Consider the following 15,328-nt stretch of genomic DNA (forward strand, 5'->3'; position numbering starts at 1 on the left):
CGGAAAGGCCCCGCATGACGCGTTCCCCGAAGCCCCGCCCCTTCGCGCCCCTCGCCCTCGCCGCCGTGCTCGCCGCCGCCGCCGTCCCGGGCCGTGCGGGGGGCTTCCTCCCCGGAACCGAGCGGCCCCCTCGCCCGGCCCACGCCATCGGCGCGCTCGTCGTCGCCAGCGAGCTCGCCGGAGCTCCGCAGCCGGCGGGCGGCGGCCCCGCGCCGGCCTGGTGGGCGATCGAGGCGGCCTACCCCGCCCCCCCGGCGTCGATCGCCGCAGCGCTGGAGGCGGCGGCGGCCCGCGCGGGGGAGGAGGCACGGCTCGCGCTCCTTCTCGGAGGGCTTCCGGTCGATCAGCCGTCGGGCCTGGCCGAGGCGCAGCGGCGCGACTGGCTCGCCTGGTTGCGGCGGGTGGCGCGGGAGACCGGGGGCCGGGCCGACTGGTACGCGGTGGACGTGCTGTGCGCCTGCGGCGACCCGGCCGATCCCGGAGCGGCGGCCCGCGCCGCCTACGAACTCAAGTCGAGCGCCGTGACGCTGGGAGCGGAGGATCCCTCGGCCGGCATCGCGGCGCGGGTCCGGAACGCCGAGGAACTGGAGTTGCTGCGGCGCGCCTACCGCGAGACCGGCGACCTGGCCCCCTACGTCGACGGCTGGCTGCTGGGAGAGGAGGCGGCCCCGGACGCGGAAGCGGTGGGAGCGGCGGCGCGGGCGCTGCTCGAGGTCGATCCCGGGGCGCCGCTGTGGACCGTGGTTTCCCCGGGCCCCGATGCCGACGAAACGCTCGCCCGTGCGGCCGAGGCGCTCCACGCGGGCGCATCGCTCGTCCTGCTGCCGGGACTGCCCGATCCGGAGACGGGCCGGGTGGCGGCGGCGCTCGGACCGGAGCTGGCACCTGCCCCCTCGGCGGGCGCGGGGATCGAGGCCGAGGGACCGGACGGCTGGTTCCGGCTCTTCGACGAGGAGCGGTCCGAGGAGTGGCTCGTCTACTGGGGCAGGGGATCCGGCGAGGCGCGCTGGCGCCTGTCGGCGGCCGGCCGGCGCGGCTTCCGCGTGATCGACCTCGCCCGCGGCCGGGAACGCCTGGTGCCGCCCCGCCCGGCGGGTGAGGGGACGATCGAGCTCACCGTCCCGCTCGAGCGGCGGCCGCTGGCCCTGGTGGTGACGCGCCGGCACGGCCAGGGAGCGCTGCCCGTGGAGGAGGAGAGCGAGGAGGTTCAGGCCTCCCGCGTCGTGACGGCGGAGGAGGTGATCGCCGCCCACCAGCGGTTCCGCGCCTTCCAGGAGGACCGCCTCCGGTCGGTGATGCGGCACGGCCGGATCAGCTTCCGGCCCCGGTACGGCCAGTTCACCGGAACGGTCGATCTCACCCTCGAGGGGCGTTACTTCTGGGACCCGGACACCGGAGGGGAGTGGGTCATCGACGAGAAGTACATCGACGGCGTGCGGCTCGACTGGAAGAAGGTCCCCGAGATTCCTCTGGTGCGGTGGGAGCGGGTCATCCAGGAGCCGCTGGTCCTCGAGCTCGACCGGAGGTACCGCTACACGCTGGAGGGACGCGAGGTCGTCGACGGCCGCGACTGCTGGCGCCTCGCCTTCGAGCCGGCCGACCCCGACGCCCCCCTCTCTCTGCACCGGGGCCGCGCCTGGATCGACCGCGCGACGGCGGCTCTGGTCCAGGTCTCCAGCGTCCAGACCCATCTCGCGCCGCCGCTCGTCAGCCGCGAGGAGACCCGGCTCTACCGCCCGTACGAAGGGCCCGACGGGACGGTCTACTGGCTGCTCGACCACCTCGAGGGGCAGATCATCCAGACGGTCGCCGGCAACAACCTCGTCGTCCTCCAGGAGTGGAGCTTCGGCCCGCCGAGGATCAACGACCCGGCTTTCGCTCAGGCGAGGGCGGAGGCGTACGCCTCGCGCGCGCAGATGCTCCGGGACACCGGCGAGGGGTTCAAGTGGCTCGCCCGGACGGAGGAAGGGGGCCGGGTCGAAAAGGAAGCCAAGACGCGCCAGTGGTTCGCGGTCGGCGGGCTGCTCGACGATCGCGGCGCCGACGAGATCATTCCCCTGGCGGGCTTCAACTTCATCGACCTCGACACGTTCGGGGGCGACGAGCTGCTGAACGTCTTCTTCGCCGGGGCGCTGGCGAACGTGACCCTCTCCGATCCGAATTTCCTCGGCACCCGGATCGACGCCGCGGCGAACCTCAACCTGCTCGGCTTCGCCGTGACCGACAAGGTGTACGAACGCGGCACGGAGCTCGTCGGCCGGCGCGTCAAGCGGCGCACCCAGTCGCTGTCGCTCCGCGCGGGATACCCGCTGGGGAACTTCTTCAAGCTGCGCGGGGGATTCGACCTCGACTACGTCGACTACGGCCGCGACGGCCGGACGGGGGAGGATCCGAGCGGGCTGCTCGGCGACTTCCGGCTTCCCCCGGACCATTTCGTCACGACGGGCCGCCTGGCGCTCGCCTTCGACCGCGCCGGTTGGGGTTTCGAGCTGCGCGGAGCGCGCTCGCGCCGGTCCCGCTGGGAGCCCTGGGGGTTCGCCGCCGAGCGGCCGACGGCCGAGGAGGTGGCGCGCGCGCGGACCTTCGAGACCTACGCCCTCGTCGCCCAGAAGACCTTCTTCTTTCCCCATTTCCAGGAGCTCGAGATCTCGGCGGATTACCGGTGGGGGCGGGACCTCGACCGGTTCTCCGCCTACACCTTCGGATTCCTGAGCGGCACCCGCCTGCGCGGGTTCGGCGGCTCGGGGATCCGGTACGACCGCGGGCTGCAGGCCCAGCTCACCTACAAGTTCAGCGTCGCCGACTTCCTCCGCTTCGAGGCGGTCGTCGAGCAGGCGCGCGTGGACGACCTGCGCGACGGCCGTCGCACCACGCACACGGGCGCCGGGCTGGCGGCGAACTTCCCGGGCCCGTGGCAGACGCTGATCCGCTTCGACGCCGGCTACGCACTCCAGAGCGACATCCCCGAAGTCGAGGGCGACCTCGAGTTCCTGCTGGTCGTCCTCAAGCTGTTCTGACGGCTCCCTTGTTCCCGCTGCTCGACGCCAGACCGCTCCAGGGGCCGACGGCGTCGCGCGGCGTGGGGGCGTACGTTCGCGAACTGCTCGGCGGCCTCGCGAGGGCGGAGCCGGAATGGCGGATCGGAGTGCTCGTCGGCTCCGGATCCGGCCTCGAACCGCTCCCCGGAGACGGCGGGGGCCGCTTCGAGACGATCGTGGCCTGGAAGCCGCCGGGACCGGCGGTCGTCTGGGGACGCCTGCTCGGCCCGCGCTGGCTCCTCGGCAGCGGCGCCGAGCTGTTCCACGCCACCTTCCTGGCCCCCCCGCGAGTCCCGCGGCGCATCCCGTGGGTCGCCACGGTGCACGACCTGATCCCGCTGCGTCACCCGAAGCTCTTCCCGTGGCGCAATCGCGTCGTCTTCTCCCTCTCCCTCGCCGCCGCCGCGCGCGCCGACGTCGTGCTGGCGGTCAGCGAGTTCACGGCGCGGGCTCTTCGCGAGCGGTTCGAGGTCCCGGCGCGGCGCATCCGCGTCGTCCCGGCCCCGGTGGATGCGGCGCTGTTCGGACCGCCCGGGGAGGTCAGGACGGGGCCGCCGTACCTGCTCCACCTGGGCGGCTTCGACCCGCTCAAGGGGGTCACGCGGCGGCTCCTCCCCGCCTTCGCTCTCGTCGCCCGCCGCCGCCCGGATGTCCTCCTCGTCATGACCGGAGGCCCGGGTCCGGGCCGGGCCGCCGCGGCCCGCGCGGCGCGCGAACTCGGCGTGGCGAGGAGCGTCCGGTTCGCCGGGGTGGTCAGCCGGGAGGAACGCCGGCGGTTGCTCCGCGGCGCGTCGGCGGTGGTCGTCGCCTCGGACGAAGAGGGTTTCGGCCTTCCGGCCGCCGAGGCGCTGGCGTGCGGTCTCCCCGTCGCGGTCGGCCCCGCCGAGGCGACCCGGGAGGTGGTGGGCGATGCGGGCTTTCCCGCCGAGGGGCCGGAGCCCGAAGCGCTGGCGCGCGCGATCGAGGCGGCGCTGGACGCGCCGGGACCGCGCACCGAGCAAGGGCGCGCCCGGGTCGCCCGGGCGCGGCGCTTCGAGCCGGAGGCGGTGGCGCGGGAGGTCGCCGAGGTCTACCGCGGCCTCGCGGGGCGGGCGGGAGCATGAGGATCGGCGTCGACGCGAGAGTCCTCGCCCACCGCCCGACGGGCGTCGCCCGCTACCTCCGGGGGTTGCTGTCCGCCTGGCCCGAGGTGCGGCGTCCCGGCGAGCGCCTGGAGCTGTACGCCGACGGGCCGGTCGCGGACCGCGTCGAGCCTCCCGACCGGTTGGAGGTGCTCCGGTGGCCCCTGCCGGGGGGCGATCCGGCGTGGCGCCAGGTGCGGCTCGCGGCCCGGCTGCGGCGCGATCCGCCGGACGTCCTGTGGGGCCCGTTCTACACGCTGCCGCTCGCGGCGCGGCTGCCGATGGTGGTGACGATCCACGACGTGTCGTTCGCCGCCCGGCCGGAGTGGTTCACGCGACGCGCGCGCCTCGCCTTCGCCCTGGCCCGCCCCTCCGCGCACCGGGCGCGGGCCGTGCTGACGGTGAGCCGTTTCTCGGCTGGCGAGATCCGCGACCGCCTCGGCGTTCCCGAGGAACGCATCGTCGTCGCGCCGCTCGCGCTCGAACCTCGCTGGCTCGAACCGCCGGCGCCGGAAGAGCTCGCCCGCGCCCGCGCCTGGCTGGGAACCGACCGGCCCTACCTGCTGCACCTCGGCGAGGTCCACGCGCGGCGCCGCCCCGACCTGCTGCTCGACGCCTTCGCGCGCGCCGCCGCCGAGGAGGAAGAGCTCCGGCTGGTCGTCGCCGGGCCCTCCGGGCGGCGCGGCCCCGACCTCTCCGGCCTGATCGAGGCGAGGGGGCTCGCCGGCCGCGTCCTGCGCCGGGAGTGGGTTCCCGAGACGCATCTGCGCGGCCTGATCGCCGGAGCCCGCGCGCTCGTGTACCTGTCCGTCTACGAGGGATTCGGCTTTCCGGCGCTCGAGGCGGCCGCGTGCGGCACGCCCGTGGTGGCCCTGCGCCGTGCGAGCCTTCCCGAGGTCCTCGGCGAGGCGGCGCTGTGGGTGGAGGACGCCACGCCGGAGGCGGTCGCCGCCGCGCTGAGCGCGCTCCGCGGCGAGCCCGAGCTGGCCCGGCGGCTCGCCGACGCCGGCCGGCGGCGCGCGCGCCGCTTCGACTGGCGGGAGACGGCCCGGGCGACCTTCGACGCCATCCGGCGCGCGGCCGCGGGCGCCAGGAGTTCCTGAGCGAGCCACGCCGGCTTCCCGGCGGCGAGGGGCCGGGACGCCGGCGCCCGCGGCTCAGGCTCGGTCCGGGCGCCACCGCTCGAGCCAGGCGAGCGCCTGCTCGCGCGTTTCCAGCTCCCCGAGATCGCGGAGGCGCTCCGCCTCGCGGAGGATCTCCCCCACCCGGGGGCCCGGCGCGATTCCGAGGCGGTCGAGAACGTCGCGACCCGTGAGGAGCCGGCCGCGCCGGCGCCGCGCGTCGATTTCGCGTTCCACCTCGAAAAGCGCCGCCACGGTGTCGAGGAGGCGGCGGCGCGTGCGCCGCCAGCCGACCCCGCGGCTGGCGAGCTGGTCGGCGAGCGCGTGCAGGGCGAGCAGCTCGGTGTACGGGCCCGCGGCGCGGGCGATCCGCGCGAGCGCGCGCTCGGACAGGCGCCCCTCGGGCGGGATCACCAGCCGGAGGTGCAGCCTGACGAGCCGCGCCACCGCCTCGGCCCGGGGGCCGGGGAAGGCCAGCCGGCGGGTCACCTCCTTCGCGATCCGCTCCCCGACCGTCTCGTGCCCGTGAAAGCTGACCTCTCCACGCCGGTTGAGCGCCCGGGTGGCCGCCTTGCCGAGGTCGTGCAGGAGCAGCGCCCACCGCAGCACGAGCCGCGCCTCGTCCGGATCGGGTCGCGGCGGCCCCTCGGGGTCCGCCGGAACGCGCGGCCATCGCGGCGGCAACAGCCCCGGCGCGAGCCGGCGCGGCCGGTCGGCGGCGGCGAGGGCGGCGAGCGTGTGTCGCCACGCGTCGAGGTGGTGGTAGCGGTTCTGGATCAGTCCCCGCAACGGGCGCGACTCCGGCAACCACGGCTCGATGAGCCCCAGCCGGTCCGCCTCGGCCATCGCGCGCCCGCCGCGCGGGGTGAGGAACGTCCGGTCGATCTCCTCGCGGATCCTCTCCGGGGCCGCGCGCGCCAGCAGCGGGGCCTCGGCGGCCATGCGCCGCTCCGTCTCCGCGTCCGGCGTGAGGCGGGGGATCTCGGCGCGAAGCCGGACCGCGCGGAGGAGCCGCAGCGGATCGCAGCGGAAGGCATCGGGTCGCGGCGGCCGAAGCCTCGCCTCCGCGAGGTCGCCCAGTCCCCCGCACGGATCGACGAGCCGGCCATACCGCAGGTCCCAGGCGATGGCGTCGATCGTGAAATCGCGCCGGGCCAGCTCCTCCGCGAGGGAGCGCTCCCCGAGCTCGACCACGTCCACCGTGCGCCCGCCGATCGTGAGCCGGTGGTTGACCACGCGCTTGGCGAAGGTGACGGGACGATGGCTCGAACGCTCGGCGAGCCAGGAGAGGAGGCCGCCGGCTCCCGCCCCGGCGATGAGATCCACGTCCCGGGCCCGGCGGCGAAGGAGGATGTCCCGCACCAGTCCGCCGACGGCGTACACCTCGAGATCCTGGCGCGCCGCCTCCGCGGCGATCGCGCGCAGCAGGGGATCGGACCCGATCCGCCGGGCCAGCCGGGCAGCCGGAGCTTCGCCGGTCACGGCTCCTCCGGGCGCTGATCCGGGGGAAGAGCCGCGATGAATCGCGAGCGCACCTCGGCGATCAACGCGTCCCGGTCCTCGAACGTCAACCCGGTCGTCGGGATCGGCTCCAGAAAGCGGACGGTCACCGTGCCGGGGCGGAAGCGGATCGATCCGGGGGGATGGATCCGGTGCGCGCCCTCGATGACCATCGGCACGATCGGCACCTGCTCCTGGATCGCGACCACGAAGGCCCCCTTCTTGAACGGGCCGAGCCGGCCGTCGCGCCGGCGCGTCCCCTCGGGGAAGAAGACGAGCAGCGCCCCCTCCCGCAGCGCGTGGCGGAGCCGGTCCACGCGCTCGATGTCCTCCTTCCGGCCGAGCCGGTCGACCGGCACCATCCCGGCGGCCCGCATCGCCTGGCCGAAAAACGGGATCCGGAACAACGGCGCCTTGGCCACCACGCGGAAGGGCGGGGGTAGGATGTGGACGAAGAGGTAGGTGTCGAGGTGCGAGGTGTGGTTCCCGACGACGACCGCGGGTCGCGTCCGCTCGACGATCTCGCGGCCGACCACGCGCCGCCGGACCCCGCCCGCCGCCATCACCGCGCCGGCCCACAGTTTCCCGAACCGGGGGATGATCTCGAGGCGGGGAGCCAGGGAATGGACGATGATCCCGGTCAGCGCCAGGACCGGCACCAGGAGCAGATGAACCGCCACGACGAGCAGTCCCCGCAGCATGGGGCGCAGGATAGCCGGAAGCGGGGGTGTGGGGGAGCGCGGTTGACCGCCGGTGAGGGCGGTCGGTAACGTGCGGGACCGATGCCGCTGGCCGATTTCGTCACCGAGCTGGGTGAGGTCGCGCTGCTCACGCGGGACAGCGTGCGCTACGGCCTCCGCCGGCCGTTCGAGTCCCGCCTGATCCTCGACCAGATGTACCGGATCGGGGTCCGCTCGCTCCCGCTCGTGGGCCTCACGATGATCTTCACCGGTGCGGTCATGGCGCTGCAGGTCTCCTACACGCTCGCCGCCTACGGCGCCAAGCTCTACGTCGGTAGCTTCGTCAGCCTCTCGGTGGTGCGGGAGCTGGGCCCCGTCCTCACGGCGATCATGCTGGCCGCGCGGGTCGGGGCGGGCATCACCGCCGAGCTCGGCTCGATGCAGGTGACCGAGCAGATCGACGCGCTGCGGGCGCTCGGGGCGAGCCCGGTGAAGAAGCTCGTCGTTCCCCGCCTCGCCGCCCTCATCGTGATGCTGCCGGTGCTGACCGTGCTCGGCGACCTGCTCGGCGTTCTGGGCGGCCTGTACATCGCCGTCGTCGAGATCGGGCAGAGCGCCGATTACTACTGGTCGAAGGTGAGGGAGATGCTGCTGATCGGCGACATCCTCTCCGGGACCGGCAAGACGTTCTTCTTCGCCTACTTCATCGGGATCATCGCCTGCCGCAACGGCCTGGCGACCAGCGGCGGCGCCACCGGCGTCGGCCGCTCGACCACCAACACCGTCGTCGCGGCGGCGCTGGCGATCTTCATCAGCAACTTCTTCCTCGCGAAGGCGTTTCTGCTGCTCCAGTCCGCCTTCGGAGGAGCGGTCTGGTGAGCGCGCCCGCGGGGGCGCCCCCGGAGGGAGCGGGGGCGCTGATCGAACTGCTCGGCGTCCACAAGAGCTTCGACGGCAAGCCGGTGCTCCGCGGAGTCGACCTGGCCGTGCGGCCGGGCGAGACGCTGGTCGTCCTCGGCGCGTCCGGGAGCGGGAAGTCGGTCACCCTGCGGCACATCGTCGGGCTCACCCGCCCCGACCGCGGCGTCGTCCGGGTCCTCGGCCGCGAGATCCAGGACCTGAGCGAGGACGAGCTGGTTCCGGTCCGGAGGGAGATCGGGTTCCTGTTCCAGGGCGGCGCCCTGTTCGACTCGATGGACGTGGCCGAGAACGTCGGCTTCCCGCTGCGGGAGGCGGGATGGGACGAGGAGCGGATCGACCGCCGGATCGACGAGGTGCTCGGCCTCGTCGGCCTCGATCGGAGCGTCCGGGCCCTGATGCCGGCTTCCCTGTCGGGCGGGATGCGCAAGCGGGTGGCCCTCGCCCGGGCGATCGCCGTCACGCCGCAGGCCATCCTCTACGACGAGCCGACCACCGGCCTCGATCCCGTCACCGCGAACACGATCAACGACCTGATCCTGTCGATGCAGCGGCAACTCGGCGTCACCTCGGTCGTGGTGACGCACGACATCGTCTCGGCGTTCAAGGTGGGCAACAGGATCGCTTTCCTCCACGAAGGCGTGATCCGATTCCTCGGCACCGTCGAGGAAGCGCGCCGCTGCGACGACCCCGTCTTCTCGGGGTTCATCCGCGGCGGCGTCCTGGAGGCAGACCATGGCTCGTGAGAGCAGGTACCAGAGTCTTTGGGTCGGGCTCGTCGTCCTGGCGGCCCTCGCCGTGTTCGCGGTGGCCATGCTCGTGATCGGGCAGGAGACGCAGCTGTTCGTGCCCAAGTTGACATTCCGCACCAACTTCGCCGACGCGTCGGGGTTGCGCGTGGGCTCCCCCGTCACGATGGCGGGCGTGCGCGTCGGCTCGGTCCGCCGCATCATCCTGCCGACCGATCCGACGTCGCAGGGGATCGAGGTGGTGATGACGGTGAACCGCGAGTACGCGGCCCGCGTCCGGGAGGGCACGACCGCGCAGCTCGTCTTCCTGCAGATGGTGGCCAACGAGAAGGCCGTCGACCTGACCCCCGGCGATCCGGAGGGGAAGGTCCTGCCCCCGGGCTCGTTCATTCCTCCCGCCGAGGTCGAGCCGATCCTCGAGACGGGACGGACGATCGCCGACACCCTCGAGGAGATCACCGCCGACCTCCGCGAGATCCTCGGCGCGATGCGCCGCGGGGAGGGCCTGTTGGGCAAGGCGATCGTCGACCCGGAGTTCGGCAACGAGACCCTCACCCGGCTCAACACCGTGCTCGCCTCGATGAACGACGTTCTCCTCCGGATGCAGCGGGGCGAGGGACTCGTGGCGCGGCTGCTCGCCGACGAGCAGTACGGGCGCGACGTGACGGCGCGGCTGTCCGAACTGCTCGAGGCCGCCGGCCGGATCGTGGAGGGGATCGAGCAGGGCCGGGGAGCCCTCGGCCGGCTGGCCGCCGAGGGGGAGGCCGAACAGATGGTCGACGATCTGTCCGCCGCGGCGGCCTCCATCAGACGGCTCGGGGAGCGGCTCGACGAGCGGCGGGGGCTGGTCGAGCGGCTGGTCGCCGACGAGGAGCTGGCGGACCGGCTGGCGCGCAACGTCGACGAGACGATGGCCCGGCTCGCCTCGATCACGCGCAAGATCGACGAGGGTGAAGGCACCCTCGGGCTGCTGGTCAACGAGCCGACCCTCTACGACGACGTGGAGCAGCTCATCACGGGGATGCGCCGCAGCCGGCTGGTCTCGTGGCTTCTCAGGCGTTATCACCGTAAAGGTGGGCAGCGGGAGGCGGGCTCCGGCTCCTGAGCCTTTCTCCGGCGTGCCGGACGGGTGCGTGCCCGCCCGGCGGCTTTCGGGCGGGTCCGGTCCCCGGGCCCGCGGGAGCGGACAGGCATGGCAGAACAGCGCGTCGCCGGCAGGCTGCAGCAGAGGCTGACCGAGGCGATCGACACCCGCCGAGCGCGGATCGGGGTGATCGGCCTCGGCTACGTCGGCCTCCCGCTGGCCGAGGTCTTCGGCCGCGCCGGCTTCCCGGTCACCGGCTTCGACGTCGACCCGAAGAAGGTCGAGTCGGTGAACGCGGGGCGGACCTACATCCACGACCTGACGGACGAGCAGGTGTCGGCTCTCGTCGGGGCGGGCCGCCTGCGGGCGACGTCGGAATTCGACGGGCTGGCGGAGATGGACGCGATCTTCATCTGCGTGCCCACGCCTCTCCGCAAGACGCTCGATCCCGACATCTCCTACGTCGTGTCGGCGGCCGAGGAGATCGGGGCGAGGCTGCGGCCGGGCCAGCTCGTCGTCCTCGAATCGACGACCTACCCCGGCACCACCGACGAGGTGATCCGCCCGGCGCTGGAGCGTCGCGGGCTGCGCTGTGGCGAGGAGTTCTTCCTCGCCTTCTCGCCCGAGCGCGTCGATCCCTCGAACCCGAAATACAAGACGGAGAACACGCCGAAAGTCGTGGGCGGGGTGACGCCGGAGTGCGGGGAGCTGGCGGCGAAGGTCTACCGGGCGGCGATCCCGGAGGTGCACGTCGTCTCCTCCGCGCGCGCGGCCGAGATGGTGAAGCTGCTCGAGAACACCTTCCGGCTGATCAACATCGGCCTCGTCAACGAGTTCGCGTTGATCTGCGAGCGCCTCGGGATCGACGTCTGGGAGGTGATCGACGCCGCGGCCACCAAGCCGTTCGGGTTCATGCCGTTCTATCCGGGGCCGGGTCTCGGCGGCCACTGCATCCCGATCGATCCCCACTACCTGAGCTGGAAGCTCCGCTCGCTGAACTTCTTCACCCGTTTCATCGACCTCGCCGCCGAGATCAACCGCGGCATGCCGGCGCACGTCGTCCGCCGGCTGGCGGGACTGCTCAACGAGAGGCGCAAGCCGGTGAACGGGTCCCGCATCCTCGCCCTCGGGGTCGCGTACAAGAAGAACACCGCCGACACCCGCGAGTCGCCGGCGATCGACGTCATGGAGCTGCTCCGCGCGCAGGGTGCCGAGCTGAGCTACCACGACCCGTTCGTGCCATCGCTCGAGCTGCCCTCGGGCCCGGTGCCGAGCGTCCCGCTCGAGCCGGAGACGCTCAGGAAGCAGGACGCCGTGATCATCCTCACCGACCACGACGGGGTCGACTACGCGACCGTCGTGCGGGAGGCGCCGCTCGTCTTCGACACCCGGAACGCGACCGCGGGACTCGGGGCGCTTCGCGACCGGGTCGTTCGCCTGTAGACTGGCGCGGACATGCCTCGGACCGTTCTCGTGACCGGCGCGGCCGGGTTCATCGGGTCGCACCTCGTCGATCGCCTGCTGGCCCGCGGCGACCGGGTGGTCGGGCTGGACAACTTCGACGACTTCTATCCCGCCGAGACGAAGCGGCGGAACGTGGCGGGGGCGCTGCGCTCCGCCCGGTTCCGGCTGGTGGAAGGGGACGTGCGCGACGCGAAGGCGCTCGACGCGCTGTTCGCCTCGGAGCGCTTCGACGCCGTCGTCCACCTCGCCGCGCGCGCGGGCGTCCGGCCGTCGCTGGCGCAGCCGGCGCTGTACGCGGACGTGAACGTCCGCGGGACGACGGTCCTGTTCGAGGCGGCGCGCCGGGCGAAGGTCCGCCGCATCGTGTTCGCCTCGTCCAGCAGCGTCTACGGGGGTAACGAGAAGGTTCCCTTCTCCGAGGAGGATCCGGTCGAGCGGCCGATCTCCCCCTACGCGGCGACGAAGCGGGCGACGGAGCTGATCGCGTGGACGTTCCACCATCTGTACGGGATGGATGCGATCGGGCTCCGGTTCTTCACCGTCTACGGCCCGCGGCAGCGGCCCGAGATGGCGATCCACAAGTTCACCCGCCTCATCGACGAGGGCCGGCCGGTGCCGATGTACGGCGACGGCTCCAGCCGGCGGGACTACACCTACATCGACGATTGCATCGACGGGGTCGTCGCCGCGCTCGACCGCGCCGCGGGCTTCCGGATGTACAACCTCGGCGAAGCGCGCACGGTCGCGCTGTCGGAGCTGGTCGGCCTCATCGGCCGGGCCCTGGGGCGCGAGCCGGAGATCGAGCCGCTGCCGCCCCAGCCGGGGGACGTCCCGGTGACCTTCGCCGACATCTCGCGGGCCCGGTCCGAGCTGGGCTACGATCCGCGGGTCCCGATCGAGGAGGGGATCGCCCGCTTCGTGCGCTGGTACCGCGACCGGCGCGGGGGTGACGGATCATGAACATCGCGGTGATCGGCACCGGCTACGTCGGCCTGGTGAGCGGCGCCTGTTTCGCCGAGTTCGGTACCCGGGTCACCTGCATCGACGTCGACGAGCCGAAGGTGGAGGCGCTGCAGCGGGGAGAGGTCCCGATCTACGAGCCGGGCCTCGATGCCCTCGTCGCCCGCAACCTGGCCGCCGGGCGCCTTCGCTTCTCGACCGACCTCGCGGGAGCGGTGCGCGACAACCTCGTGCTGTTCATCACCGTCGGAACGCCGCAGGACCCTCACGGGAGGGCCGACCTCGGTTCCGTGCTCGAGGTGGCCGGCCGGATCGCCGACGTCCTGTGCGGCTACAAGGTGATCGTTCTCAAGTCGACGGTGCCGGTGGGCACGGGGGACCGGGTGGAGGCGCTGATCCGCGAGCGGTCGGGCGGCCGGCATCCGTTCAGCGTCGCGTCCAATCCGGAGTTCCTCCGGGAGGGAGCCGCGATCGAGGACTTCATGCGGCCCAACCGGGTCGTCATCGGGACGGAGGACGAGCAGTCGCGCGCCATCCTGGAGGATCTCTACCGCCCGCTCTACCTCATCGAAACGCCCATCGTGCACACCAACCGCCGCACCGCGGAGCTGATCAAGTACGCGTCGAACGCGTTCCTCGCGATGAAGATCTCCTTCATCAACGAGATGGCGGACCTCGCCGACCGCGTGGGGGCCGACGTGCACGACATCGCCCGGGGCATGGGGCTCGACCGCCGGATCGGCCGGCTGTTCCTCCACCCCGGCCCGGGTTTCGGCGGGTCCTGCTTCCCGAAGGACACGAGGGCGCTCATCGCGACGGGCGAGGAGTACGGCCAGCCGATGCGCCTCGTCCGGGCGGCCGTGGAGGTCAACGACGCGCGGCCGGCGGTGATGGTGGAGAAGATCCGCAACGCCCTCGGCGGAGAGCTGGCCGGGACGACCGTCGCGCTGCTGGGGCTGTCGTTCAAGCCGAACACCGACGACGTGAGGGAGTCCCCGGCCCTGAAGATCGCCGCGGAGCTCGTGCGCTCCGGCGCCCGCGTCCGCGCCTTCGACCCGGTCGCGGGGGACAACGCCCGGGCCGCCGGCTTCGAGGGGGAGCTCGCCCCGGACGAATACCGGGCGTGCGAGGGCGCCGACGCGGTGGTGATCGCCACCGAGTGGAACCAGTTCCGCAATCTCGATCTCGACCGGCTCGGCGCGGCGCTCGCGCGCAAGGTGATGATCGACCTGAGGAACGTCTACGAGCCGGATGACCTGGCCCGCCTCGGTTTCACCTACGTCGCCGTGGGGCGGCCCGCAGCGGGAGGAAGGGAGGCGCGCGCGTGAAGGCCCTGGTGACGGGAGGGGGAGGATTCATCGGGTCGAACCTCGTGGAGGCTCTCCTGCTCCGCGGGATCGACGTCCGCGTGCTGGACAACTTCGCCACCGGCCGCCGCGAGAACCTCGCCGAGGCGGAGGAATGGGCGCGCCGCGGCGGCGCCTCGTTCGAGCTGCTCTGCGGCGACGTGCGCGACGCGGGCGACGCCGCGGCGGCCGTCGCCGGGTGCGAGTGGGTCTTCCACGAGGCGGCGCTTCCCTCCGTGGCGCGCTCGGTGGAGGATCCGCTCGGCTCCCATCAGGTGAACGTGGACGGGACGTTGACCATGCTGCTGGCGGCGCGGGACGCGGGCGTCCGCCGGTTCGTCTTCGCCTCTTCCTCCTCGGTCTACGGCGATTCTCCCACGCTGCCGAAGGTCGAAACGCAGCCGCCGGCGCCGATCTCGCCGTACGGTCTCGACAAGCTCGCCGCGGAGAGCTACTGCGCCCTGTTCCACCGGCTCTACGGCCTGCCGACGGTGGCCCTGCGCTACTTCAACGTGTTCGGCCCGCGGCAGGATCCCGCCTCGGAGTACGCCGCGGTCATCCCGCGGTTCATCGCCCGCATGGCTGCCGGAAAAGCCCCGACGATCTACGGGGACGGCGGCCAGACCCGCGACTTTTCGTACGTGGAGAACGTCGTCCAGGCGAACCTCAAGGCGGCCGAGGCGCCGGAGAGCGCGTGCGGCCGAGCCTACAACATCGCGTGCGGGCAGCGGGTCTCCCTCCTCGAGCTGGTCGCCCGCCTCGGCCGGCTGCTCGAGGTCGAGATCGAGCCGGAGCACACCGACCCGCGACCGGGCGACATCCGCCACTCGCTGGCCGACATCGGCGCCGCGCGGGAGGCGCTCGGGTACGAGCCGAGCGTCACCCTCGACGAGGGGCTGGCCCGCACCATCGCCTGGTTCACCCGCGCGCCGGGGACCGCCTGAGCGATGTCCACCTTTCCCCTCGACGCGGCGTTCGTTCTCGCCGGCGGCGCGGGGAAGCGGCTGTGGCCCTGGAGCGGCCCCGATCTGCCGAAGCCGCTGCTGCCGCTGGGGGGCGGGGGACGCACCCTTCTCGCGGCCACGCTCGACCGGCTGGAGGGGCTCGTCGCCCCGGGCGGCGTCCGGCTGCTCGCCCCGGCCTCCCTCGCGCCGCGCCTCGCCGCGGCGGAACCCCGCGCGGCCGGACTCGAGATCTGGCACGAGCCCTCCCCCCGCGACACGGGGCCCGCGATCGCCCTGGCGATGCGGCGGCTCCTGGAGGCGGCGCCCGATGCGGTGGCGGCGGTGCTGCCCGCCGACCACAGGGTCGAGGAGCTCGGGCGATTCCGCGCCGCGCTTTCGGCCG

12 protein-coding genes and 1 pseudogene are annotated in these 15,328 nt (G+C 73.3%); 10 read left to right on the forward strand and 3 right to left on the reverse strand.

Features of this window, described 5'->3' with window-relative positions; translation table 11 throughout:
* The first annotated feature begins 2,662 nt into the window (after positions 1 to 2,662).
* Positions 2,663 to 4,141 carry a glycosyltransferase family 1 protein gene (locus D6718_03550; GenBank protein RMG47426.1) on the forward strand — a complete coding sequence of 493 codons (1,479 nt, stop codon included), beginning with the start codon at positions 2,663 to 2,665 and terminating at the stop codon, positions 4,139 to 4,141.
* Complete coding sequence (locus tag D6718_03555) at positions 4,138 to 5,262, forward strand: glycosyltransferase family 1 protein (protein RMG47427.1); 1,125 nt, start codon at positions 4,138 to 4,140, stop codon at positions 5,260 to 5,262. The genes D6718_03550 and D6718_03555 overlap by 4 nt, the downstream gene beginning before the upstream one ends.
* A gap of 54 nt (positions 5,263 to 5,316) precedes the next feature.
* Here D6718_03555 and D6718_03560 read toward each other — a convergent pair whose 3' ends face one another.
* The 3 genes and pseudogenes from D6718_03560 to D6718_03570 all read right to left on the reverse strand — a co-directional run bounded on the left by D6718_03560 (position 5,317) and on the right by D6718_03570 (position 7,481).
* A complete protein-coding gene (locus D6718_03560; GenBank protein RMG47436.1) occupies positions 5,317 to 6,126 on the reverse strand; it encodes an HD domain-containing protein in 810 nt (269 codons plus the stop codon).
* A gap of 204 nt (positions 6,127 to 6,330) precedes the next feature.
* A pseudogene (locus D6718_03565) lies at positions 6,331 to 6,915 on the reverse strand (hypothetical protein).
* Entirely contained in the window at positions 6,759 to 7,481 is a 723-nt protein-coding gene (locus tag D6718_03570) for a 1-acyl-sn-glycerol-3-phosphate acyltransferase (protein ID RMG47428.1), read from the reverse strand. Before D6718_03570 ends, D6718_03565 begins: the two are co-directional and overlap by 157 nt.
* 81 nt (positions 7,482 to 7,562) lie before the next feature.
* Here D6718_03570 and D6718_03575 point away from each other — a divergent pair, with 81 nt between their 5' ends.
* The 8 genes from D6718_03575 to D6718_03610 form a co-directional block, all read left to right on the forward strand.
* Positions 7,563 to 8,339 (forward strand): ABC transporter permease, encoded by a 777-nt coding sequence (locus D6718_03575; protein ID RMG47429.1) that lies wholly within the window; start codon positions 7,563 to 7,565, stop codon positions 8,337 to 8,339.
* A gap of 38 nt (positions 8,340 to 8,377) precedes the next feature.
* The gene (locus tag D6718_03580) at positions 8,378 to 9,124 is read left to right on the forward strand and encodes an ATP-binding cassette domain-containing protein (GenBank protein RMG47437.1); all 747 of its coding nucleotides are present in this window, start codon (positions 8,378 to 8,380) and stop codon (positions 9,122 to 9,124) included.
* Positions 9,114 to 10,232, forward strand: a complete 1,119-nt coding sequence (locus D6718_03585; GenBank protein ID RMG47430.1) for an MCE family protein — start codon at positions 9,114 to 9,116, stop codon at positions 10,230 to 10,232. The genes D6718_03580 and D6718_03585 overlap by 11 nt, the downstream gene beginning before the upstream one ends.
* Positions 10,233 to 10,319: 87 nt before the next feature.
* Positions 10,320 to 11,654: a nucleotide sugar dehydrogenase gene (locus D6718_03590; protein ID RMG47431.1), complete on the forward strand. Its 1,335-nt coding sequence runs from the start codon at positions 10,320 to 10,322 to the stop codon at positions 11,652 to 11,654.
* A gap of 12 nt (positions 11,655 to 11,666) precedes the next feature.
* Positions 11,667 to 12,635 carry an SDR family NAD(P)-dependent oxidoreductase gene (locus D6718_03595; protein RMG47432.1) on the forward strand — a complete coding sequence of 323 codons (969 nt, stop codon included), beginning with the start codon at positions 11,667 to 11,669 and terminating at the stop codon, positions 12,633 to 12,635.
* Positions 12,632 to 13,963 carry a UDP-glucose/GDP-mannose dehydrogenase family protein gene (locus D6718_03600; protein ID RMG47433.1) on the forward strand — a complete coding sequence of 444 codons (1,332 nt, stop codon included), beginning with the start codon at positions 12,632 to 12,634 and terminating at the stop codon, positions 13,961 to 13,963. Before D6718_03595 ends, D6718_03600 begins: the two co-directional genes overlap by 4 nt.
* Positions 13,960 to 14,925 carry an SDR family oxidoreductase gene (locus D6718_03605; GenBank protein ID RMG47434.1) on the forward strand — a complete coding sequence of 322 codons (966 nt, stop codon included), beginning with the start codon at positions 13,960 to 13,962 and terminating at the stop codon, positions 14,923 to 14,925. Before D6718_03600 ends, D6718_03605 begins: the two co-directional genes overlap by 4 nt.
* A 3-nt stretch (positions 14,926 to 14,928) precedes the next feature.
* Positions 14,929 to 15,328, forward strand: a 400-nt coding sequence (locus D6718_03610) for a mannose-1-phosphate guanylyltransferase (protein RMG47435.1), incomplete at its 3' end; no start/stop codon positions are given.

The organism is Acidobacteriota bacterium, from assembly GCA_003696075.1.
Classification (GTDB): domain Bacteria; phylum Acidobacteriota; class Polarisedimenticolia; order J045; family J045; genus J045.